Origin of the sequence: Marinobacter sp. F4216 (assembly GCF_019931195.1) — a bacterium.
In the GTDB taxonomy this organism is placed as follows: domain Bacteria; phylum Pseudomonadota; class Gammaproteobacteria; order Pseudomonadales; family Oleiphilaceae; genus Marinobacter; species Marinobacter suaedae.
In genome coordinates this window covers 142,253-162,628 of record NZ_JAIOUO010000008.1, presented here as the reverse complement: position 1 = coordinate 162,628, position 20,376 = coordinate 142,253, and the positions used below count along the sequence as shown (strand labels likewise).

The 20,376-nt window shown below is 55.8% G+C and carries 32 protein-coding genes; 31 read left to right on the top strand and 1 reads right to left on the bottom strand.

Translation table 11 applies throughout. The features are described 5' to 3' along the window. Window positions 1–3 precede the first annotated feature (3 nt). The 26 genes from rplD (at window position 4) to rplQ (ending at window position 12,588) form a co-directional block, all read left to right on the top strand. A complete protein-coding gene (gene rplD / locus K8I84_RS15820) occupies window positions 4–609 on the top strand; it encodes a 50S ribosomal protein L4 (protein ID WP_223795742.1) in 606 nt (201 codons plus the stop codon). After that, entirely contained in the window at window positions 606–899 is a 294-nt protein-coding gene (rplW, locus tag K8I84_RS15815; RefSeq protein WP_206645231.1) for a 50S ribosomal protein L23, read from the top strand. Before rplD ends, rplW begins: the two co-directional genes overlap by 4 nt. Window positions 900–916: 17 nt before the next feature. After that, window positions 917–1,744, top strand: coding sequence for a 50S ribosomal protein L2 (gene rplB, locus K8I84_RS15810; RefSeq protein ID WP_223795741.1), 828 nt, complete (start codon window positions 917–919; stop codon window positions 1,742–1,744). 23 nt (window positions 1,745–1,767) lie between these two features. After that, the gene (gene rpsS, locus K8I84_RS15805; protein ID WP_007154011.1) at window positions 1,768–2,043 is read left to right on the top strand and encodes a 30S ribosomal protein S19; all 276 of its coding nucleotides are present in this window, start codon (window positions 1,768–1,770) and stop codon (window positions 2,041–2,043) included. A 16-nt stretch (window positions 2,044–2,059) separates the two neighbouring features. Then, window positions 2,060–2,392: a 50S ribosomal protein L22 gene (gene rplV / locus K8I84_RS15800; RefSeq protein WP_223795740.1), complete on the top strand. Its 333-nt coding sequence runs from the start codon at window positions 2,060–2,062 to the stop codon at window positions 2,390–2,392. Window positions 2,393–2,403: 11 nt separating this feature from the next. After that, window positions 2,404–3,087 carry a 30S ribosomal protein S3 gene (gene rpsC / locus K8I84_RS15795; protein ID WP_223795739.1) on the top strand — a complete coding sequence of 228 codons (684 nt, stop codon included), beginning with the start codon at window positions 2,404–2,406 and terminating at the stop codon, window positions 3,085–3,087. Window positions 3,088–3,099: 12 nt separating this feature from the next. After that, window positions 3,100–3,513: a 50S ribosomal protein L16 gene (rplP, locus tag K8I84_RS15790; protein WP_223795738.1), complete on the top strand. Its 414-nt coding sequence runs from the start codon at window positions 3,100–3,102 to the stop codon at window positions 3,511–3,513. After that, window positions 3,513–3,704 carry a 50S ribosomal protein L29 gene (gene rpmC / locus K8I84_RS15785; protein ID WP_223795768.1) on the top strand — a complete coding sequence of 64 codons (192 nt, stop codon included), beginning with the start codon at window positions 3,513–3,515 and terminating at the stop codon, window positions 3,702–3,704. The genes rplP and rpmC overlap by 1 nt, the downstream gene beginning before the upstream one ends. Window position 3,705: 1 nt before the next feature. Then, window positions 3,706–3,972, top strand: a complete 267-nt coding sequence (rpsQ, locus tag K8I84_RS15780; RefSeq protein ID WP_223795737.1) for a 30S ribosomal protein S17 — start codon at window positions 3,706–3,708, stop codon at window positions 3,970–3,972. Window positions 3,973–3,990: 18 nt separating this feature from the next. Further along, window positions 3,991–4,359 (top strand): 50S ribosomal protein L14, encoded by a 369-nt coding sequence (rplN, locus tag K8I84_RS15775; protein ID WP_206645236.1) that lies wholly within the window; start codon window positions 3,991–3,993, stop codon window positions 4,357–4,359. A gap of 17 nt (window positions 4,360–4,376) precedes the next feature. Further along, entirely contained in the window at window positions 4,377–4,697 is a 321-nt protein-coding gene (gene rplX, locus K8I84_RS15770) for a 50S ribosomal protein L24 (protein WP_223795736.1), read from the top strand. Between the two features lie 15 nt (window positions 4,698–4,712). Continuing rightward, on the top strand, window positions 4,713–5,252 hold the full coding sequence (rplE, locus tag K8I84_RS15765; RefSeq protein ID WP_223795735.1) for a 50S ribosomal protein L5: 540 nt from the start codon (window positions 4,713–4,715) through the stop codon (window positions 5,250–5,252). Between the two features lie 13 nt (window positions 5,253–5,265). After that, complete coding sequence (rpsN, locus tag K8I84_RS15760) at window positions 5,266–5,571, top strand: 30S ribosomal protein S14 (protein ID WP_223795734.1); 306 nt, start codon at window positions 5,266–5,268, stop codon at window positions 5,569–5,571. A gap of 88 nt (window positions 5,572–5,659) precedes the next feature. Beyond that, a complete protein-coding gene (rpsH, locus tag K8I84_RS15755; protein WP_223795733.1) occupies window positions 5,660–6,052 on the top strand; it encodes a 30S ribosomal protein S8 in 393 nt (130 codons plus the stop codon). A gap of 9 nt (window positions 6,053–6,061) precedes the next feature. Next, window positions 6,062–6,595, top strand: coding sequence for a 50S ribosomal protein L6 (gene rplF, locus K8I84_RS15750; RefSeq protein WP_223795732.1), 534 nt, complete (start codon window positions 6,062–6,064; stop codon window positions 6,593–6,595). A gap of 9 nt (window positions 6,596–6,604) precedes the next feature. Continuing rightward, window positions 6,605–6,952 (top strand): 50S ribosomal protein L18, encoded by a 348-nt coding sequence (gene rplR, locus K8I84_RS15745; RefSeq protein WP_223795731.1) that lies wholly within the window; start codon window positions 6,605–6,607, stop codon window positions 6,950–6,952. A 12-nt stretch (window positions 6,953–6,964) separates the two neighbouring features. After that, entirely contained in the window at window positions 6,965–7,465 is a 501-nt protein-coding gene (gene rpsE, locus K8I84_RS15740) for a 30S ribosomal protein S5 (protein ID WP_223795730.1), read from the top strand. A 4-nt stretch (window positions 7,466–7,469) separates the two neighbouring features. Next, on the top strand, window positions 7,470–7,658 hold the full coding sequence (gene rpmD, locus K8I84_RS15735; RefSeq protein WP_223795729.1) for a 50S ribosomal protein L30: 189 nt from the start codon (window positions 7,470–7,472) through the stop codon (window positions 7,656–7,658). A 1-nt stretch (window position 7,659) separates the two neighbouring features. Further along, window positions 7,660–8,094 (top strand): 50S ribosomal protein L15, encoded by a 435-nt coding sequence (rplO, locus tag K8I84_RS15730; RefSeq protein ID WP_223795728.1) that lies wholly within the window; start codon window positions 7,660–7,662, stop codon window positions 8,092–8,094. A gap of 17 nt (window positions 8,095–8,111) precedes the next feature. Then, entirely contained in the window at window positions 8,112–9,434 is a 1,323-nt protein-coding gene (gene secY / locus K8I84_RS15725) for a preprotein translocase subunit SecY (protein WP_223795727.1), read from the top strand. A gap of 29 nt (window positions 9,435–9,463) precedes the next feature. After that, window positions 9,464–9,577, top strand: coding sequence for a 50S ribosomal protein L36 (rpmJ, locus tag K8I84_RS15720; RefSeq protein WP_004580765.1), 114 nt, complete (start codon window positions 9,464–9,466; stop codon window positions 9,575–9,577). A 140-nt stretch (window positions 9,578–9,717) separates the two neighbouring features. Beyond that, the gene (rpsM, locus tag K8I84_RS15715; RefSeq protein WP_206645246.1) at window positions 9,718–10,074 is read left to right on the top strand and encodes a 30S ribosomal protein S13; all 357 of its coding nucleotides are present in this window, start codon (window positions 9,718–9,720) and stop codon (window positions 10,072–10,074) included. Window positions 10,075–10,087: 13 nt separating this feature from the next. Further along, a complete protein-coding gene (rpsK, locus tag K8I84_RS15710) occupies window positions 10,088–10,477 on the top strand; it encodes a 30S ribosomal protein S11 (protein WP_007153992.1) in 390 nt (129 codons plus the stop codon). Between the two features lie 18 nt (window positions 10,478–10,495). Then, a complete protein-coding gene (gene rpsD / locus K8I84_RS15705; protein ID WP_223795726.1) occupies window positions 10,496–11,116 on the top strand; it encodes a 30S ribosomal protein S4 in 621 nt (206 codons plus the stop codon). Window positions 11,117–11,151: 35 nt separating this feature from the next. Beyond that, the gene (locus K8I84_RS15700) at window positions 11,152–12,156 is read left to right on the top strand and encodes a DNA-directed RNA polymerase subunit alpha (protein ID WP_223795725.1); all 1,005 of its coding nucleotides are present in this window, start codon (window positions 11,152–11,154) and stop codon (window positions 12,154–12,156) included. Between the two features lie 33 nt (window positions 12,157–12,189). Beyond that, a complete protein-coding gene (rplQ, locus tag K8I84_RS15695) occupies window positions 12,190–12,588 on the top strand; it encodes a 50S ribosomal protein L17 (protein WP_206645249.1) in 399 nt (132 codons plus the stop codon). Between the two features lie 333 nt (window positions 12,589–12,921). Here the strand turns inward: rplQ and uvrA are convergent, their stop codons facing one another. Then, on the bottom strand, window positions 12,922–15,744 hold the full coding sequence (gene uvrA, locus K8I84_RS15690; protein WP_223795724.1) for an excinuclease ABC subunit UvrA: 2,823 nt from the start codon (window positions 15,742–15,744) through the stop codon (window positions 12,922–12,924). 181 nt (window positions 15,745–15,925) lie between these two features. Between uvrA and K8I84_RS15685 the strand changes: the two genes are divergently transcribed. The 5 genes from K8I84_RS15685 (at window position 15,926) to K8I84_RS15665 (ending at window position 20,376) form a co-directional block, all read left to right on the top strand. Further along, window positions 15,926–17,296: an MFS transporter gene (locus tag K8I84_RS15685; RefSeq protein WP_223795723.1), complete on the top strand. Its 1,371-nt coding sequence runs from the start codon at window positions 15,926–15,928 to the stop codon at window positions 17,294–17,296. A 45-nt stretch (window positions 17,297–17,341) separates the two neighbouring features. Beyond that, window positions 17,342–17,887 (top strand): single-stranded DNA-binding protein, encoded by a 546-nt coding sequence (ssb, locus tag K8I84_RS15680; RefSeq protein WP_223795722.1) that lies wholly within the window; start codon window positions 17,342–17,344, stop codon window positions 17,885–17,887. 265 nt (window positions 17,888–18,152) lie between these two features. Next, entirely contained in the window at window positions 18,153–19,085 is a 933-nt protein-coding gene (locus K8I84_RS15675) for a biogenesis protein MshI (RefSeq protein WP_223795721.1), read from the top strand. Beyond that, a complete protein-coding gene (locus K8I84_RS15670) occupies window positions 19,082–19,687 on the top strand; it encodes a PilN domain-containing protein (RefSeq protein WP_223795720.1) in 606 nt (201 codons plus the stop codon). Before K8I84_RS15675 ends, K8I84_RS15670 begins: the two co-directional genes overlap by 4 nt. After that, on the top strand, window positions 19,687–20,376 hold the full coding sequence (locus K8I84_RS15665; protein WP_223795719.1) for an MSHA biogenesis protein MshJ: 690 nt from the start codon (window positions 19,687–19,689) through the stop codon (window positions 20,374–20,376). The genes K8I84_RS15670 and K8I84_RS15665 overlap by 1 nt, the downstream gene beginning before the upstream one ends.

Below are 20,376 nucleotides of genomic sequence, written 5' to 3'. Positions count from 1 at the left end.
GCGATGGAATTGACAATTACTGGTAGCGGAAAGGGCGTTTCTGTTTCCGACGCTACTTTCGCAAGAGATTTTAACGAGTCCCTGGTTCACCAGGTGGTAACTGCCTACATGGCGGCCGGCCGTCAGGGTACCAAGGCTCAGAAGACGCGTTCTGAAGTTAGTGGCGGTGGTAAGAAGCCGTGGCGTCAGAAGGGTACTGGTCGTGCTCGTGCGGGTACCATTCGTAGTCCGATCTGGCGTTCTGGTGGTGTGACTTTTGCTGCCAAGCCGCGCGACTTTGAGCAGAAGGTTAACCGCAAGATGTACCGTGCGGCCATGCGCTCTATTCTGTCCGAGCTGGTTCGCCAGGAGCGTCTGGTAGTGGTTGACGACATGAATGTCGAGACTCCGAAGACCAAGGCGTTTACTGCCAAGCTGAAGGATATCGGTGTATCTAATGCTCTGATCCTGTCTGACAGTGTGGAGCAGAACCTTCACCTGGCATCCCGCAACATTCCGCACGTTGATGTGCGTGATGTCGCTGGCCTGGATCCGGTTAGCCTGGTTGCCTTCGAGAAAGTCGTAGTGACTGTTCCCGCTCTGAAGAAGATCGAGGAGATGCTGGGATGAATCAGGAACGTATTTATAAGGTTCTTCTGGGACCTCACGTATCAGAAAAAGCGTCTCTGGCGGCAGAGCGTGGTCAGGTTGTCTTTCGTGTAGCGCCTGATGCAACCAAGCCGGAGATCAAGAAGGCCGTTGAGCAGTTGTTCAACGTCACTGTAGAAGGTGTTCAGGTTCTGAACCGCAAGGGTAAGCTCAAGCGTACTATCCGCGGGTTCGGCAAGCGTAATGACATTCGTAAGGCTTACGTAAAGCTGGCAGAAGGTCAGGACATCGATTTTATGGATGTGGAATAAGGTAAAGGGGTCGTAAAATGCCGATCGTCAAAACCAAGCCAACATCTGCCGGACGCCGTCACGTTGTAAAAACTTACAACCCTGATCTGTACAAAGGGCGCCCTTACGAGCCGTTGGTAGAGACTCTGAAAAAGTCGGGTGGTCGTAACAATGCTGGTCGCATTACCACTCGTCACATTGGTGGTGGTCATAAGCAGCACTACCGTGTCATTGATTTTAAGCGGACCAAAGATGGTGTTCCGGCGACTATTGAGCGTCTGGAATACGATCCGAACCGCTCTGCGCACATTGCTCTTCTGAAGTATGCCGATGGTGAGCGTCGTTACATCATTGCTCCCAAGGGCATGAAGGTAGGCGATCCTGTGCGCTCTGGCGTCGACGCGCCGATTAAGGTGGGTTCCACTCTGCCGCTCCGGAATATTCCGGTTGGTTCTGTGATCCACTGCGTCGAACTCAAGCCTGGCAAAGGTGCTCAGCTGGCTCGCTCCGCGGGCGCATCCGTACAGCTGGTGGCTCGGGAAGGTGCGTATGCAACCATCCGCCTGCGCTCAGGTGAAATGCGAAAGGTGCTTGTAGATTGCCGTGCAACGCTGGGTGAAGTATGTAACAGCGAGCACAGCCTCAAGCAGCTTGGTAAAGCGGGTGCATCACGTTGGCGCGGCAAACGCCCAACAGTACGTGGTGTTGCTATGAACCCAGTTGACCACCCGCATGGTGGTGGTGAAGGGCGTACCTCTGGCGGGCGTCACCCGGTTACTCCGTGGGGTGTTCCGACCAAAGGGCATAAGACTCGTAAGAACAAGCGTACTGACAAAATGATAGTACGTCGTCGTTCAGCCAAGTAAACGACTACATAGAGGTAATTGCTGTGCCACGTTCTTTAAAGAAAGGTCCTTTTATAGACCTGCATCTGTTGAAGAAGGTCGAGGCAGCTCTGGAAGCTAACGACAAGCGGCCGATCAAAACCTGGTCCCGCCGGTCCACAGTCTTCCCGGAGATGGTAGGCCTGACCATTGCAGTCCATAACGGCAAGCAGCACGTGCCGGTTTATGTCACCGAAGATATGGTTGGACATAAGCTGGGTGAGTTCGCGGCAACGCGTACTTATCGTGGTCATGCAGCCGACAAGAAAGCTAAACGCTGATTGTGAGGTAATAGAAATGGAAGTAGCAGCCAAGTACAAGGGCGCTCGCCTCTCAGCTCAGAAAGCACGTCTTGTCGCCGACCAGGTACGCGGCAAGGCTGTTGAGGACGCCCTGAATATTTTGACTTTTAGCCCGAAGAAGGCAGCTGTAGTTATCAAGAAAGCTCTTGAGTCTGCAATTGCCAACGCTGAGCACAACGAAGGTCTGGATGTGGATGACCTGAAGGTGTCTACCGTAATGGTGGACGAGGGGCCGACGCTCAAGCGCATTAAAGCTCGAGCCAAGGGGCGCGCTGATCGTATTTTCAAGCGCACCTGTCATATCACCGTCAAGGTCGCCGACAAGTAGGAGATGCTCAGATGGGTCATAAAGTAAATCCAACCGGCATTCGCCTGGGTGTGATCAAAGAGCACAACTCAGTCTGGTATGCCGACAAGAAGGACTACGCGAAAAACCTTTTGAATGATATCGAGGTTCGCGAGTTCCTGGACAAGCGTCTGGTCAAGGCGTCTGTCAGCAAGATTGTGATCGAGCGCCCCGCTCAGAACGCCCGTATCACGATCCATACTGCCCGTCCCGGTATTGTTATCGGTAAGAAGGGTGAAGATGTTGACCGTCTGCGTCGCGAAGTCAGCGACATGATGGGCGTGCCTGTGCACATCAACATCGAAGAAGTTCGCAAGCCGGATCTGGATGCTCGCCTGGTAGCACAAAACGTTGCTGGTCAGCTTGAGCGTCGCGTGATGTTCCGTCGTGCCATGAAGCGTGCGGTACAAAACGCCATGCGTCAGGGCGCCAAGGGCATCAAGATTCAGGTTGGCGGCCGTCTTGGGGGTGCTGAAATCGCTCGTTCCGAGTGGTATCGCGAAGGTCGTGTACCTCTGCACACACTGCGTGCAGACATTGATTACGCAACCTATGAAGCGCATACCACCTACGGCGTAATCGGCGTCAAGGTATGGATCTTCAAAGGTGAGATTCTTGGTGGTATGGAGCAGGTCCGTGCTGACAAGAAAGCCTCTGGGAAGAAAGGTTCTAAGTAAAGGGGCACTCTTATGCTGCAACCAAAACGCACCAAATTTCGCAAGGTAATGAAAGGCCGTAACACCGGTCTTGCTCAGCGAGCTAATAAGGTGAGCTTCGGTGAATACGGATTGAAGGCGACCAGCCGTGGGCGTATAACTGCGCGCCAGATTGAGGCAGCGCGTCGTACCATGACTCGTCGTATCAAGCGGGGCGGTAAGATCTGGATCCGGGTGTTCCCGGACAAGCCGATCACCGGTAAGCCGCTGGAAGTACGTATGGGTAAAGGTAAAGGTTCTGTCGAGTATTGGGTGGCTGAAATCCAGCCTGGTAGGATGCTTTACGAGATGGAAGGTGTGAGCGAGGAACTCGCGCGTGAAGCCTTCACGCTCGCGGCAGCCAAACTGCCGGTTCAGACCACCTTTGTAACGAGGACGGTGATGTGATGAAAGCAACAGAGCTGCGTGAAAAATCAGTCGAGGAGCTGAACAAAGAGCTGATCGACCTGCTGAAGGAGCAGTTCAACCTTCGCATGCGCAAAGCGACAGGTCAGCTGAATCAGTCTCACCTCCTCGCCAAGGTGAAGCGTGACATCGCTCGCGTGAAAACAGTATTGAACGAAAAGGCAGGACAGTGACATGACCGAAGCTACCCAAACTGCCAGAACTCTGAGCGGCAAGGTCGTGAGCAACAAGATGGATAAGTCCATCGTGGTTCTGGTTGAGCGTCAGGTTAAGCACCCTCTGTACGGTAAGTACATGAAGCGCTCTACCAAGATTCACGCTCATGATGAGAATAACCAGTGCAACATCGGTGACACTGTGACCATTCAGGAAACCCGTCCGGTCTCCAAGACCAAGACCTGGGCCCTGGTGGAAGTGACCGAAGCTGCATCCAAGGTGTAATTCGCCCGGAGAACAACCATGATTCAGACTCAAACAATGCTTGAAGTCGCGGATAACAGCGGTGCACGTCAGGTGATGTGCATCAAGGTCCTGGGCGGTTCACACCGGCGTTACGCTAGCGTTGGGGATATCATCAAGGTGACCGTCAAGGAAGCCATCCCCCGCGGTAAGGTGAAGAAAGGCCAGGTCCTGAAGGCTGTTGTGGTGCGTACTCGCAAGGGTGTGCGTCGCTCAGACGGTTCGCTGATCCGTTTCGACGGAAATGCTGCAGTACTTCTGAACAATCAGGACGCACCAATCGGTACCCGTATCTTCGGGCCGGTTACTCGTGAACTGCGTAATGAGAAGTTCATGAAAATTATTTCACTGGCACCCGAAGTACTTTAAAGGACCAGAGGCCGGTTATGAAAAAGATCAAACGAGATGACGAAGTAATCGTCACCACGGGGAAAGATAAAGGCAAACGTGGTAAAGTTCTGCGCGTTCAGGACGACGGCCGTGTTGTAGTTTCTGGTATCAATATGATCAAGAAGCACACCAAGCCGAACCCGATGCTGGGCACCCCGGGTGGTATCGTCGAGAAAGAAGCACCTATCCAGGCTTCGAATGTGGCTATTTTTAATCCGCAGACCGGCAAAGCCGATCGTGTAGGCTTCCAGGTTAAGGAAGACGGCACCAAGGTGCGGATTTTTAAGTCCACAAACGAAACTGTCGATAGCCAGTAATCGGGGGTGGTGACGATGCTGAACATGAAAGAGCAGTACACGAAAGAAGTGGTACCCGCCCTGCAGAAAGAGTTCGGTTACAAGAATCCGATGCAGGTTCCGCGTATCGAAAAGATCACCCTCAACATGGGTGTCGGCGAAGCGGTTGGCGACAAGAAGCTGATCGAGAACGCTGTTGCTGATCTTGAGCGTCTGGCAGGCCAAAAGGCTGTAGTAACCAAGGCGCGTAAGTCAGTGGCTGGCTTCAAGATCCGTGAAGGTTGGCCGATCGGCTGTAAAGTTACTCTGCGTGGCGAGCGTATGTGGGACTTCTTTGACCGTCTGGTGCACATTGCGGTTCCCCGCATTCGTGACTTCCGCGGTCTGAACCCCAAGTCGTTCGACGGTCGTGGTAACTACAGCATGGGAGTGCGTGAGCAGATCATTTTCCCGGAAATCGAGTACGACAAAGTCGACAAGATCCGTGGTCTGGACATCACCATTACCACCACAGCCGGCTCCGATGATGAAGGCCGCGAACTGTTGAAAGCCTTCGGCTTTCCGTTCAAGAAATAAAGGAACGAGTGTAATGGCTAAGGTTTCCATGAAAAACCGTGAGCTCAAGCGCGAAAAGACTGTGGCTAAGTACGCAGCCAAGCGCGCCGAGCTCAAGGCGATTATCAAGAACCCTAACACCAGCGATGAAGACCGCTGGGACGCGCAGATGAAGCTCCAGCAGCTTCCTCGTGACGCGAGTCCCGCACGTCTTCGGAATCGTTGCCAGGTAACTGGTCGCCCTCACGGCGTCCTGCGCAAGTTCGAGCTGTCACGGATCAAGCTCCGTGAATACGGCATGCGCGGTGACGTTCCGGGCCTGACCAAAGCAAGCTGGTAAGATAGGCAGCCTGACTTCGGTCAGGTGCCTGTTGGTAAGCGGTGCGGCAAGCCGCTGCACAACTAAAAAGATCAGGAGCCTCATACCAATGAGTATGCAAGACACGCTTGCGGATATGTTTACCCGTATTCGTAATGCTCAGATGGCGTCGAAAGCTGACGTGACGATGCCGTCTTCAAAAATGAAAGTCTCCGTAGCCCAGGTCCTGAAGGACGAAGGTTATGTTGAGGATTTCTCCGTATCAGCCGACGCGAAGCCCGAGCTGACCATCACTCTGAAGTACTTCGGCGGTAAGCCTGTGATCGAAGAGATCAAGCGGGTCAGTCGTCCGAGTCTGCGCCAATATAAAGGTGCTGAGGAGCTGCCGAAAGTTTCCGGTGGTCTTGGGGTCGCGATTGTCTCAACGTCCAAGGGCGTTATGACAGACCGCGCTGCACGTGCTGCAGGCGTGGGTGGCGAAGTCATCTGCACCGTATTCTAGGAGATACACATGTCCAGGGTTGCCAATAATCCTGTCGTGCTGCCTTCCGGTGTTGAGGTTAAGCTGAACGGACAGGAAATCAGTGTTAAGGGTTCCAAAGGGACTCTTGAAATGAACATCCACCAGGCGGTGGAAGTAAAGCAGGAAGAGAACGTACTGCGTTTCGCGGCGCGCGATGGCGCCAAGCAGTCCCGCGCTCTTGCAGGTACCACCCGTGCACTGGTCAACAACATGGTTGTCGGCGTTTCCACTGGCTTTGAGCGCAAGCTCCAGCTGGTAGGCGTTGGATACCGTGCCCAGGCGCAGGGCAAGAAGCTCAATCTGACGCTGGGTTTCTCTCACCCGGTCGAGTACGAGCTGCCTGAGGGTATTACCGCCGAAACACCTTCGAACACCGAAGTTGTGATTCGCGGTATCGACAAGCAACAGGTTGGCCAGGTCGCTGCGGACGTCCGCGCGTACCGTCCGCCCGAGCCTTATAAGGGTAAGGGTGTTCGTTATGCGGATGAGCAGGTCAGACGCAAAGAAGCCAAGAAGAAATAAGGCGGGACTATGAGCGCGAATATCGAAAGAATGCGTCGCGCACGTAAAGTGCGTATGAAGATTCGTGAGCTGGGTGTCAATCGTCTGTGTGTTCACCGCACACCGCGTCACATGTACGCCCAGGTTACTACTGCAGATGGCAGCAAGGTTCTGGCATCTGCCTCCACGTTGGATAAGGAACTGCGCCAGAGTGCAACCGGTAACGTGGACGCCGCCAAGAAGGTCGGTCAGCTGGTTGCTGAGCGTGCCAAGGCGGCAGGTGTTGAGCAGGTCGCATTTGACCGCTCCGGTTACCGTTACCACGGTCGTGTCCAGGCAGTTGCCGACGGCGCCCGTGAAGCTGGCTTGCAATTCTAAGAGGTGGAGAAAATGAGCGTTAACGAACAGAAGGCGCCTGAGCTCCAGGAAAGACTGGTTCAGGTGAACCGTGTCGCCAAGGTTGTTAAGGGTGGCCGTATTTTTGCCTTCACCGCACTGACTGTAGTGGGTGACGGCAAAGGTCGCGTTGGTTTCGGTCGTGGTAAGGCCCGGGAAGTTCCGGTTGCTATCCAGAAGGCCATGGAAGCTGCGCGCAAGAACATGGTTGACGTCCCTCTGGACGGCAACACACTGCAGTACCCGGTAAAGGCCCAGCATGGCGGCTCCAAGGTCTACATGCAGCCGGCTTCCGAGGGTACCGGTGTTATCGCCGGCGGTGCAATGCGCGCCGTACTGGAAGTGACAGGTGTTCAGAACGTACTGTCCAAGTGTTACGGGTCTACCAACCCGGTGAACGTGGTACGTTCCACCATCAAGGCTCTTCAGGCCATGCAGGCTCCTGAAGATATCGCAGCCAAGCGCGGGAAGACCGTGGAAGAAATTCTGGGTTGAAGTCATGGCGAACGCAAAAACGATCAAAGTAACTCTGACCCGCAGCCCAATTGGCTGTCAGCCCAAGCACAAACTGTGTGTAAAGGGCCTGGGTCTTCGTAAAATCGGTCACACCGTTGAAGTGGAAGATACTCCTTCCGTCCGCGGCATGATCAACCGGGTAGATTACCTGGTTCGGGTTGAGGAGAACTAAGATGCGTCTGAACGAACTTAGTCCAGAGCCCGGTTCACGCCCAACTGGTAAGCGCGTTGGTCGTGGTATCGGTAGTGGTCTCGGGAAAACTGGTGGTCGCGGTCATAAGGGTCTGAAGTCCCGTTCCGGCGGCTCCGTTGCTCCGGGCTTCGAAGGCGGTCAGCAGCCTCTGGCTCGTCGTCTGCCGAAGTTTGGTTTCACTTCTCGCCAGCAGCGTTACGTTGCTGAGATTCGTCTGAACGAATTGGCGAAAGTGGAAGGCGACGTTGTGGATCTGGCTGCTCTGAAAAAAGCAGACATCATTCGCGAGGAAATCCGTGAAGCCAAGGTTATTCTGTCTGGCGAACTGAGCCGTGCAGTAACTGTTAAGGGCCTGCGGGTAACCAAGGGTGCACGCGAGGCAATTACTGCCGCGGGTGGAAAAGTCGAAGACTAAGGCGAGTCGAGGACTAAATGGCCAAGACAGCATCATTGCCTGCGGGCGCAGGAAAAGGATTGGCAGAGCTTCGGTCGAGGCTCTGGTTTGTATTCCTGGCATTGCTGGTGTACCGGATCGGTGCCCACATCCCGGTGCCGGGGATTAATCCTGACCGGCTCGCAGCCTTGTTCGAGCAGAATCAGGGCACAATCCTGAGCATGTTCAACATGTTTTCCGGTGGTGCGCTTGAGCGCATGAGTATCTTCGCTCTCGGTATTATGCCGTACATCTCGGCTTCTATTATCATGCAGCTCATGACTGCGGTGAGTCCGCAGCTTGAGCAGCTGAAGAAGGAAGGCGAGGCTGGCCGTCGTAAGATCAGCCAGTACACGCGGTATCTGACAGTGGTTCTGGCCCTGGTTCAGGGCGCCGGCATTTCGGTAGGTCTGGCATCCCAGGGTGTGACCTTCAACGACAGCTTCAGCTTCCACTTCGTGGCGGTTGTATCTTTCGTGAGTGGCGCCGTGTTCATGATGTGGCTGGGCGAGCAGATCACCGAGCGGGGCGTTGGTAACGGTATTTCGCTGCTGATTTTTGCGGGTATCGTTGCTGGCCTGCCTGGCGCTATCGGTCAGACTCTGGAACAGGCCCGGAATGGCGAAATGAGCCTGCTGGTTGTCCTGGGTATTGGTGTTCTGGCAGTGGCTGTTATCGGTTTCGTGGTCTTCATGGAGCGTGGTCAGCGACGTCTGACGATCAACTATGCGAAGCGCCAGCAAGGGCGTCGCGTGTTTGCTCAGCAGTCGAGCCATCTGCCTCTGAAGGTCAACATGGCTGGTGTGATTCCGCCCATCTTTGCGTCTTCCATTCTGCTGTTCCCGGCATCGATCGGTCAGTGGTTTGGTCAGGGCGAAGGCATGGAGTGGTTGAGCAGCCTGTCCCAGGCGCTGGCGCCGAGTCAGCCGTTGTATATCATCCTGTTCGCAGCAGCAGTGGTTTTCTTCTGCTTCTTCTATACGGCTCTGATGTACAACCCGAAAGAAGTAGCGGATAACCTCAAGCGCTCTGGAGCGTTTATTCCGGGCATTCGTCCCGGTGATCAGACCGCCAAGTACATCGATGGCGTGCTGACCCGGCTGACCCTGTTCGGTGCTATGTATATCGCAGCAGTTTCCCTGTTCCCTCAGTTCCTGATGGTGGCCGGGAATGTACCGTTCTACCTGGGTGGGACGTCGCTGCTGATTGTTGTAGTCGTGGTGATGGATTTCATGGCGCAGGTACAGTCTCATCTGATGTCTCATCAGTATGAGTCCCTGATGAAGAAATCCAATCTCAAGGGCTATGGACGGAACGGCTGAGCCGTTCCCCTTGAAAACTGGAGTCGACAATGAAAGTACGCGCTTCGGTAAAGAAAATTTGCCGTAACTGCAAAGTAATTCGTCGCAATGGCTCAGTTCGAGTCATCTGCACGGAGCCTCGTCACAAGCAGCGTCAGGGTTAATCCTTATCCGGAAACCTGATTGCACAAAAGGCGATCGAAATGTTGGCGCTTGACTCCATAAGGGGTCAAGCGCTATTATTTCGCGCCCTTTTTGTGGCGGAAAATTCACACAGCAAAGCTTTGAACGCGGAGTAATTTGGATGGCACGTATAGCCGGTGTCAATATACCCGATAACAAACATGCTGTTATCTCGCTCACCTATATCTTTGGTGTTGGCAAGACAACAGCCCAGAAGCTTTGCGATGCAACCGGCGTTAAGCCGGACGTCAAGGTCAAAGACCTGAGCGACGAGCAGCTGGAGTCACTTCGTACCGAAGTAACCAAGCTGACTGTCGAAGGCGATCTGCGTCGTGAAGTTCAGATGAACATTAAGCGTTTGAAGGATCTCGGCTGCTTCCGTGGTCTGCGCCACCGTCATGGACTTCCGGTCCGTGGTCAGCGCACGAAGACCAACGCACGCACCCGTAAAGGTCCTCGCAAACCGATTCGCAAGTAACAGGTAGGCAATCATGGCAAAGCCAGGTACACGTACCCGTAAAAAGGTGAAAAAGACGGTTGTTGATGGCGTCGCGCACATTCACGCGTCCTTCAACAACACTATCGTGACCATTTCCGACCGTCAGGGCAACGTACTGTCCTGGGCCACTTCAGGTGGTTCTGGTTTCCGTGGGTCGCGTAAGAGTACACCTTTTGCTGCGCAGGTAGCAGCTGAAAGAGCCGGTAACGCGGCTGCTGAATACGGCCTGAAAAACCTGGATGTTGAAGTGAAGGGTCCTGGACCCGGACGTGAATCTGCAGTTCGCGCGCTGAACGCGTGTGGCTACAAGATCACCAACATCACAGATGTGACGCCGATTCCCCATAACGGTTGTCGCCCGCCGAAAAAGCGCCGCGTCTAACACAGGAGACAGTGAATTATGGCTCGTTATATAGGCCCGAAGTGCAAGCTGTCTCGTCGTGAAGGGACAGATCTTTTTCTGAAGAGCGGTGTTCGCGCACTCGACTCCAAGTGCAACATTGAGACAAAGCCAGGCATGCACGGCGCAGGCCGTGGTCGTCTGTCCGAATACGGCGTACAGCTTCGCGAAAAGCAGAAAGTTCGTCGCATCTACGGCGTTCTTGAGAAGCAGTTCCGTAATTATTACAAAGAGGCTGCCCGTCTGAAGGGTGCAACCGGTGAAAACCTGCTGCAGCTTCTGGAAGGCCGTCTCGACAACGTTGTATACCGCATGGGGTTTGGTTCTACCCGTGCTGAATCCCGTCAGCTCGTTTCTCACAAGGCGATTCTGGTAAACGACAAGGTAGTGAACATTGCTTCCTACCAGGTCAAGCCGGGTGACGTTGTGAGCGTGCGTGAAAAGGCCAAGAACCAGCTGCGTGTTAAAGGCGCACTGGAACTGTCTGCTAGCCGCGCACCGGTGAGCTGGGTAGAGGTCGACGCCAACAAGATGTCCGGCGTTTACAAGTCAGTACCTGAGCGTACTGAGCTGCCGGCTGACATCAATGAGAACCTCATCGTCGAGCTTTACTCCAAGTAAAGCCTAGTTAGCAACGATAGCAGATAGGGGCGTCTATGCAGCGTTCAGTACATGAGTTATTGACACCTCGTACGATTGACGTGAAGGAGTTGAGCGGCACGCGAGCCAAGGTGACGCTGGAACCTCTGGAAAGGGGCTTCGGTCATACCCTGGGTAGCGCTTTGCGCCGTATTCTCCTGTCTTCGATGCCGGGCTGCGCTATCACTGAAGCGCAGATCGACGGTGTCTTGCACGAGTACAGCGCCATTGAGGGTGTTCAAGAAGACGTCATCGAGATTCTCCTGAATCTCAAAGGCGTTGCCGTAAAGTTGGACGGTCGGGACGACGTTGAGCTGACGCTCAGCAAGAAGGGCCCGGGCGTTGTAACCGCTGGCGATATCAAGCTTGACCACGGTGTCGAGATTGCCAATCCGGACCATGAGATCTGTCACCTGAGTGAAAACGGTGAAGTGAACATGCGCTTGCGCATTGCCCGCGGTCGTGGCTATGAGCCGGCTGACCAGCGCGGTCTTGACGAGGACGAAACTCGCGCGATTGGACGCCTGCAGCTGGATGCGACATTCAGCCCAGTTCGTCGTGTGGCTTATGCCGTGGAAAGTGCACGGGTTGAGCAGCGCACCGACCTGGACAAGCTGGTTATTGACCTGGAGACCAATGGTACTATCGATCCGGAAGAAGCAATTCGTCGGGCCGCGACCATTCTCCAGCAGCAACTGGCAGTGTTTGTTGATTTCGATCACGAGAAAGAGCCTGAGCGTGTAGAAGAAGAGGAAGAAATCGATCCGATTCTGCTGCGCCCGGTTGATGATCTGGAATTGACAGTGCGTTCAGCTAACTGCTTGAAGGCGGAAAATATTTACTACATCGGCGATCTGATTCAGCGCACTGAAGTTGAGCTGCTGAAGACGCCTAACCTGGGTAAAAAGTCGCTGACCGAGATCAAGGACGTTCTGGCGTCCCGTGGTTTGTCTCTGGGCATGCGTCTTGATAACTGGCCGCCGGCGAGCCTTCGTGGCGACGACCGGGTTCTGGGCGGTTAATCGCCGATTAGTTTAAGGTAAGGAATCAGAGCAATGCGTCATCGTAAGAGTGGTCGTAAGTTCAGTCGGACCAGCGCGCATCGCAAAGCCATGTTTCGTAACATGACTGCGTCGCTGGTTGAACACGAGCTGATCAAAACAACGCTGCCGAAAGCCAAAGAGCTTCGTCGGGTGGCTGAGCCTTTGATCACGCTGTCCAAAAATGATTCGGTTGCAAACCGTCGTCTGGCGTTCGCGCGCCTGCGTAGCGACGAAGCGGTTGCCAAGCTGTTTGATGAGCTGGGCCCCCGTTACAGCGACCGTCCTGGCGGTTACCTTCGTATCCTGAAGTGTGGCTTCCGTGCCGGCGACAATGCCCCGATGGCATTCGTTGAGCTGGTGGGTCGTCCGCTGGATATCGAAGCGGAAGAGGTGGACGAAGACGAGGCGTAATAGCTTCGGATTTGTCCAGCGAAAAACCGGGTGCCGAAAGGTTCCCGGTTTTTTTGTGTCCGGAGTTTGGTGCCTGAGTGGGGGCGGAGGGTGGATAGGTTTTCTTATGGAAAAAGAAACTCGCTGCGCTCAGACAGCTTTTCCCAACTAAAACCTATCCACCCTCCTTGGCAAGCATCACCGGTCACCTTCTCCTGAATTTCTGACGGGAGGGGTCTGGGTGGTCTTTCTGCCGGGAAAATATGTCGGAGCGAAGCGAGTTATTTTTCCAGAAGAAAGGCTGCCCAGATCCCGTACTCCTTATTGCCGCAATTGTACCGATAGGAATTGGGCTTATTTCGACAGCATCGGCTTCAAATACCGCCCAGTATGAGATCTCTCATTCTCGGATACTTCCTCCGGAGTCCCCTCAGCAATAATCTGCCCGCCACCAGAGCCGCCCTCCGGGCCGAGGTCGACAATCCAGTCAGCGGTCTTGATGACATCCAGGTTGTGCTCGATCACCACGATCGTGTTGCCGTGATCACGCAGTCGCTCTAGAACGTTCAGCAGTTGTTGAATGTCGTAGAAGTGCAGGCCAGTCGTAGGTTCGTCGAGGATATAAAGAGTTTTGCCGGTATCCCGCTTGGACAACTCCTTGGCGAGCTTGACCCGCTGGGCCTCACCTCCGGAGAGGGTGACGGCACTCTGACCAAGACGGATGTAGGAAAGGCCTACGTCAATCAGGGTCTGGAGCTTGCGGGCAATAAATGGGACGGCATCGAAGAATTCCCGTCCCTCTTCCACGGTCATTTCCAGCACTTCGTGGATGTTCTTGCCCTTGTAGCGAACTTCCAGGGTCTCCCGGTTGTAGCGTTTGCCTTTGCAGACGTCGCAGGGAACATAGACGTCGGGAAGGAAGTGCATCTCAACCTTGATGACGCCGTCGCCTTGGCAGGCCTCACAGCGGCCGCCTTTGACGTTGAAGGAGAATCGGCCGGGTTTGTAGCCTCGGGAGCGGGCTTCCTGGGTGCCAGCGAACAGTTCACGGATCGGCGTGAAAAGGCCGGTGTAGGTGGCCGGATTTGAGCGTGGCGTTCTGCCAATCGGGCTCTGGTCAATGTCGATCACTTTATCGAGGTGATCGAGACCTTTCAGGTCGCCGTGTGGCGACGCGCTGAGACTTGTGGCTTTGTTCAGCTTGGTGGCTGCGACAGGATACAGGGTGCTGTTAATCAGTGTGGACTTGCCCGATCCTGATACGCCGGTAACGCAGGTCATCACACCAAGCGGAATCTTCAGGGTAACGTCTTGCAGGTTGTTGCCGCTGGCGCCCGTCAGCGTCAGGTATTTTCCCGTACCCTTGTTGCGCTCGGCGGGTACCGCTATCTCCTTGGTGCCATTCAGGTACTGGCCGGTGAGTGAGTCGGCATTGTCCAGAATCTGTTGGGGGGTGCCCTGGGCGATTACCTGGCCTCCATGCACGCCAGCGCCGGGCCCGATATCAACAACGTGATCGGCGGCGCGGATGGCGTCTTCATCGTGCTCCACCACGATCACCGTATTGCCCAGATCCCGCAGGTGGGTGAGGGTCGCCAGCAGGCGGTCGTTGTCCCGCTGGTGCAGGCCAATGGATGGTTCGTCGAGGATGTACATGACACCCACGAGGCCCGCGCCAATCTGGCTGGCCAGCCGGATACGCTGGGCTTCGCCTCCTGAAAGGGTGTCCGCGCTGCGCTCGAGGGTCAGGTATTCCAGGCCAACGTTGACGAGGAACTGGAGGCGTTGGCGGATTTCCTTCAGGATTTTTTCTGCGATTTCGCCTTTGCGGCCGGGCAGCGCCAGGGTTTCAAAATACCCATGGGCATCACCTACCGGGAGGCGGGTTACGTCCGCAAGGTTATGGTCCTCGATAAAGACATGGCGGGCGCTGCGGCGCAGGCGTGAGCCACCGCAGTCCTTGCACGGCTGGGTGCTGAGGTTTCTGGCCAGCTCTTCCCGCATACTCTGGGAATCGGTTTCCCGGTAGCGGCGTTCCAGGTTTGGCAGGATGCCTTCGAACGAGTGCGCCTTTTCCATGATGTGGCCACGAGAGTTCACGTAGCGGAACGAAATGGCTTCTTTGCCGGAACCATTGAGCAGCGTGTCCCGAAACCCTTCGGGCAGCTCCGACCAGGGCGTTTCCAGATCAATCCCGTAATGCTCGGCCACGGATGTGAGCATCTGAAAGTAGTACACCGCCCGGCGGTCCCAGCCCTTGATGGCACCGGCGGCGAGGGTCGCGTCCGGGTTCTGGATAATTTTGTCCGGATCGAAAAACTGTTTGACGCCCAGGCCATCGCAGGTCGGACAGGCGCCGGCCGGGTTGTTGAAAGAGAAGATGCGGGGTTCCAGTTCACTCAGGGCGTAACCGCACTGGGTACAGGCATAACGGGCGGAGAAGATATGTTCTTCACCCTCGCCGCTCATGGGGGCGACCATGGCGATGCCATCGGCCAGCTCCAGCGCGGTTTCGAAGCTCTCAGCCAGGCGTTGCTCCAGTCCGCCTTTGACCTTGAAGCGGTCCACGACAACATCGATCTGGTGTTTGCGCTTTTTATCCAGGGCGGGCACGTCGTCGATGTCATAAACCGTTCCGTCCACGCGCAGGCGAATGAAGCCCTGGCTTTTCATGGTCTCGATGATCTGGTGGTGTTCGCCCTTTCGGTCCCGAATGACGGGCGCCAGAATCATCAGTTTGCTGTCGGCCGGCATGGCGACAACCTGATCCACCATCTGGCTGATGGTCTGGGCTTCCAGAGGTTGTCCGTGATCGGGACAGCGTGGTTCGCCAGCCCGGGCGAACAACAGGCGAAGGTAGTCGTAGATTTCGGTGATGGTGCCGACGGTCGAGCGGGGGTTATGGGACGTCGATTTCTGTTCGATGGAAATGGCTGGCGATAGCCCCTCTATGTGGTCCACATCGGGCTTTTCCATCATCGACAGGAACTGACGGGCGTAGGTGGACAGGGACTCCACGTAGCGGCGCTGGCCCTCGGCGTAAAGGGTGTCGAACGCCAGGGACGACTTACCGGAACCCGACAACCCGGTCACCACGATCAGCTTGTCCCGTGGCAGATCCAGGTCGATATTCTTCAGGTTGTGGGTGCGTGCGCCCTTGATCTCAATACGGTCCATAACACCTCGCTCAGAGAAAAAACGGAAAGTATAACGTGTTCACCGGGGGACAGCGAAAGCACTGATTGCGGTGGTCCTTGGCGGTGCCGGGCAGGTTTTCGTTCTGCTACAATGCGCCGCCTGCAACGGCTGCCTGATGTTCGGGTAGCTGGTGATCAATCCCGGTTTAGGTATCGCTTTCATGAATACGTTGGAACGTCGATCAGTCACGGCCCTCGCATCTGTGTACGCCATGCGTATGCTGGGGTTGTTCATGGTCATGCCGGTATTCGTGTTGCTCGGTGGCGATCTCAAGGGCGCAACCCCGGCGTTGCTCGGTTTTGCCATTGGTGCCTACGGGTTAAGCCAGGCTCTTTTACAGATTCCGTTTGGTTTGCTGTCCGACCGGGTAGGGCGCAAACGGATGATCTACATCGGCCTGGTGATTTTCGCTGCCGGAAGTCTTCTGGCCGGATCGGCTGAGTCCATATACGTTGTCATTCTGGGGCGGATTCTTCAGGGCGCCGGTGCCATTGCCAGTGTCTTGATGGCGTTGCTGAGTGATTTGACCCGGGAGGAAGAGCGCACCAAGGCGATGGCCACGGTGGGTATTTCCATTGGTTTGTCGTTCTCGGTGTCCTTGGTTCTGGGGCCCTTGCTAGGGAGCATCTGGGGGCTTTCCGGCATCTTTTACGCCACCGCGGTGCTTGCACTGATCGCGCTGGTGATTGTTAATCGTCTGGTTCCAACGCCGCATCAGCATAAAAACAGCGCGGATACCCATCCGGCAAAGGAAATGTTGAGCACCGTCTTGTCCGATCGTCGCCTGCTGCGGCTGGATTTCGGTATCTTTGCGCTTCATTTTGTTCTGACGGCGTTGTTTCTGTTGTTTCCCTCCATCCTGCAGGATCAGCTCGGGCTGGCCAGTAAGTCTCACTGGTGGTTTTACCTGAGCGTGATGGTCACCTCGTTCTTTGCCATGGTGCCGTTCATCATCATTGGTGAGAAGAAGCGCAAGATGAAGCCGATTCTGTGCGGCGCCATTGCCCTGCTTACGCTGGCCACGGCGGCGCTGACCTCGGCGACCACCGGCCTGGTTGTGGCCTGGGGGGTGTTGTTTGCGTTCTTCATGGCGTTCAATCTGCTGGAAGCCAGTCTGCCGTCGCTGATCAGCAAGGAAGCCCCAGCTGCGAGTAAAGGAACCGCCATGGGCGTGTATTCGACGTCCCAGTTTTTCGGTGCCTTCCTTGGCGGGGCACTGGGGGGCGTCCTGCTGGAAGCCGTCGGTTTTACCGGTGTACTCTGGCTTATGGTCGGTGTTTTGGGCGTGTGGTTGCTGATCGCGATGACGATGCCAAGCCCGGGATACACGACCAGTTTCGTGGTACAGTTGCAGCAAGTAGTTGGTGACCAGTTCGACCAGATCGATGACGATCTTCGGAAATTGCCCGGCGTGAAAGACGTGGTGATTGTCGAAGAGGCGGCGACAGCCTATCTGAAAGTGGATCGCCAACAGTTTGATGAAGCTTTGCTGTCGAATGTTGCATTCGTTCGGCAGGGTGAAGGTTCTTAAATTTGAACGCCCGATTTTCCCGGGATACTCAGTCAGGAGCAAAGCATGGCACGAGGTGTAAACAAAGTTATTCTCATCGGGAACCTTGGGCAGGATCCTGAAACCCGCTATACCCCTAGTGGCAATGCGGTGGTCAATCTGAACCTGGCCACCGACGAAAGCTATAAGGATCGTCAGACCGGCCAGATGGTGCCCAAGACCGAATGGCACCGCATCGTGATGTTCGGCAAGATCGCCGAGGTCGCTGGCCAGTACCTGCGCAAGGGTTCCAAGGTCTACATCGAAGGCAAGCTGCAAACCCGTAAATGGCAGGACCAGAGCGGTCAGGACCGTTACACCACCGAAGTGGTGGTCGACATCAACGGCCAGATGCAGATGCTCGATAGCCGTGGCGAGGGCGGAGGCATGGGGCAGGGCGCTCCGGCGGGTCGTCCCCAGCAGTCCTACAACCAGCCGGCGGCTCAGCAGCAGCCACAGGGTGGCGGTTATCAGGGCGGCCAGTCTGGTGGTTATAACCAGCCGGCACCGCAGCAGCCTCAGGGCGGCATGCCTGAGCCGGTTGACGATTTTGACGACGACATTCCCTTCTAGGAAGTCCATCATGCAGTTTGTAACGTAAGTCCGTTACGAGTAGTCATAAAGCCCCGCTATGTCGGGGCTTTTTTGTGGGCGCTGATTGGGATCGGTTACAGGCCGCGTAATGTTATCGAACTGCAAAAATATGTGAAACGGTTCACAAAACGTCAATCCATTAACGCTTTTTCATTTTTTATGTAAGTCAATGTAAAAACTGCTGAAAGTTCAATCAGAATAACTAGAATCGGGGCACATAGGCAGCTTCCTTCTGTAGGAATTCATGACACAACGCTCTTTGCTTTCAAAGATAACCGGCTTGCTGAACGGGGCTGGCGGACGCCTTCAGGTTTTCCTTGAGGTGCGCCCCGACGGTATTGCATGGGCAGAAATCGCTGGCGGCAAGTCGTCCGGTGCAGGCTTTGTTGAGTGCATGCCGGCCAGGCGTCTGAAAGCGTTGCAGGATCTGGTTGACCAGCGACATTGGCGTGGGGCAAAGGCCACGCTTGTATTGCCACTGGATCAGTATCGGGTATTCCAGATGGAGCGGCCCGAAGGCATTGAAGACTCTGAACTGGGCGACGCATTGAAATGGAAGCTCAAGGACTTTCTGGATTTCCCGCCGGCCGATGCCATTTCTGATGTCTTTCCATTTCCTGAAGATGCCTCTCGTGGGCGTGGTTCCCTGGTGAATGTGGTTGCTGCCCGCAAATCGCTGGTGCAGGAACTGGTGAGCCTGGTTCGGGAATCCGGGCTGAAGCTGGTCTGTATTGATATCGCCGAACTGGCCCTGCGCAATCTGGTCAGTGCCCTGGATGAGAACGGTCGCGGTGCGGCCTTGGTTCACCTGCGTGATAGCTACGGGCAGATGGTGGTGTGCCGGGACGATACCCTCTATCTCTCCCGTCGCCTCGACGTGGCGGCCGATGATCTAAAGGATGCGGCACGCCAGGGAAGCGCCGTTCAGTCGCTGGCTCTGGAGATGCAGCGTTCGCTTGATTACTACGAGAGTCAGCTTGGGCAGGTGCCCCCGGCGACGATCCAGCTTGTGGCCCGGGACAGTTCCTTGCCCCTCGCCTCCATGGTGTCGTCCTATTTGGCCGTCGGTGTCCAGATGCTGGACTGGTCTGCGCTCGGGGGGGATCCGTCCGCGGACAGCCGCTGTTTGCCTGCCTGGAGTGCCGCCCTGGCGATGACCGGAGGAGACCGTTCATGAGCCAGAGCGTCAACCTGTATACCGAAGAGTTGCGCCCACGTCGGGAAAGCCTGCAGGCAGGGACTCTGGTGGTCCTGGTCGCGCTGGTGGTGGTTGGATTAGTGGCCGGTAGTGGCTTGGCTCACTACCGGTCCAGTGAATTGCAGGCACAGATTGAAAAACTTGAGGCGGATAATCGTGGCCTCGAGCAAAGCATTGAGCGTCAGACCGTGGCCGTGCTGGCACGTCGTCCTTCTCCGGAGATTCACGAGCAGCTGGCGGATGTGACCGAGCGGCTCGCCCGTCGTCAGCGTTTGCTCGAACGCGTGGAAAACCTGGTGCTGGGTGTTGGCGGGCAGTTCTCCCCGCAAATGGCGGCACTGGCCCGTCAGATCCCGGACGACGTTTGGCTGACCGGTGTGTGGCTGGACGCGGAGCAGTCGCAGGTTGCCCTCGAAGGCCTCGCCCGTTCCGGGGCATTGGTACCTTCCTATCTTGAAAATCTGGGTGACGAGCCCGCGTTCAGTGGCAGGACCTTTGGCGCCTTCCGTCTGTCCCGGCCGGAAAACGAACGGGGTATCCGTTTTCATGTGGCCACGGACCGTAACGGGGAGGACAGCTGATGGCTGAGTCCCTTAAAACCTCGGTCAAGCAGGCCGCAGACTGGTTTAATGCACGCCCCCTGCGTGAGCGTGGCCTGATTACGGCAACCGCCCTGATTGCCTGCCTGTTTGTAGGCTGGGAGCTGGGTGTCGCCCCGGCGCTGAAGCAGAAAGAGGCATTGGCAAGCCAGCTGAGTGTGCTGTTCTCCTCCCATGAGCGGCTGCTGATGCAACAGCAGAATCTCAATGATCAGCTGGCCACCGATCCCTCTCTGGAACTCCGTCAGGAACTGGCAGCCCGCCAGGGCCGGCTGGACCAGCTGGAACAGCAGATTGCCGACTCCACCGCCAAGCTGATTGCGCCGAAGGCCATGGTGTCTTTGCTCAGGGACATGCTCTCTGCCCAGCAGTCATTGCGTCTGGAGTCACTGGAGCTGAAATCACCAGAGCCCGTGTTTGCGCCGGCGGTAGCAAGTGCAGGCGACACAGAGACACCGGCAGATCGCGAGCCGTTGCTGTTTGCCCACGATGTGGAATTGAAAATCCGTGGCAGTTACCTGGACGTTCTCGCGTATCTCGAACGCCTGGAGTCGCTGGATGAGCGTCTGGGCTGGGTGACGTTTGAGTACGATGCCAACGCCTGGCCGGCGGGTGAAGCAATGATTCGGGTCCGGACCCTCAGTCTGGAGCCAGTATGGTTGGGAGTGTGA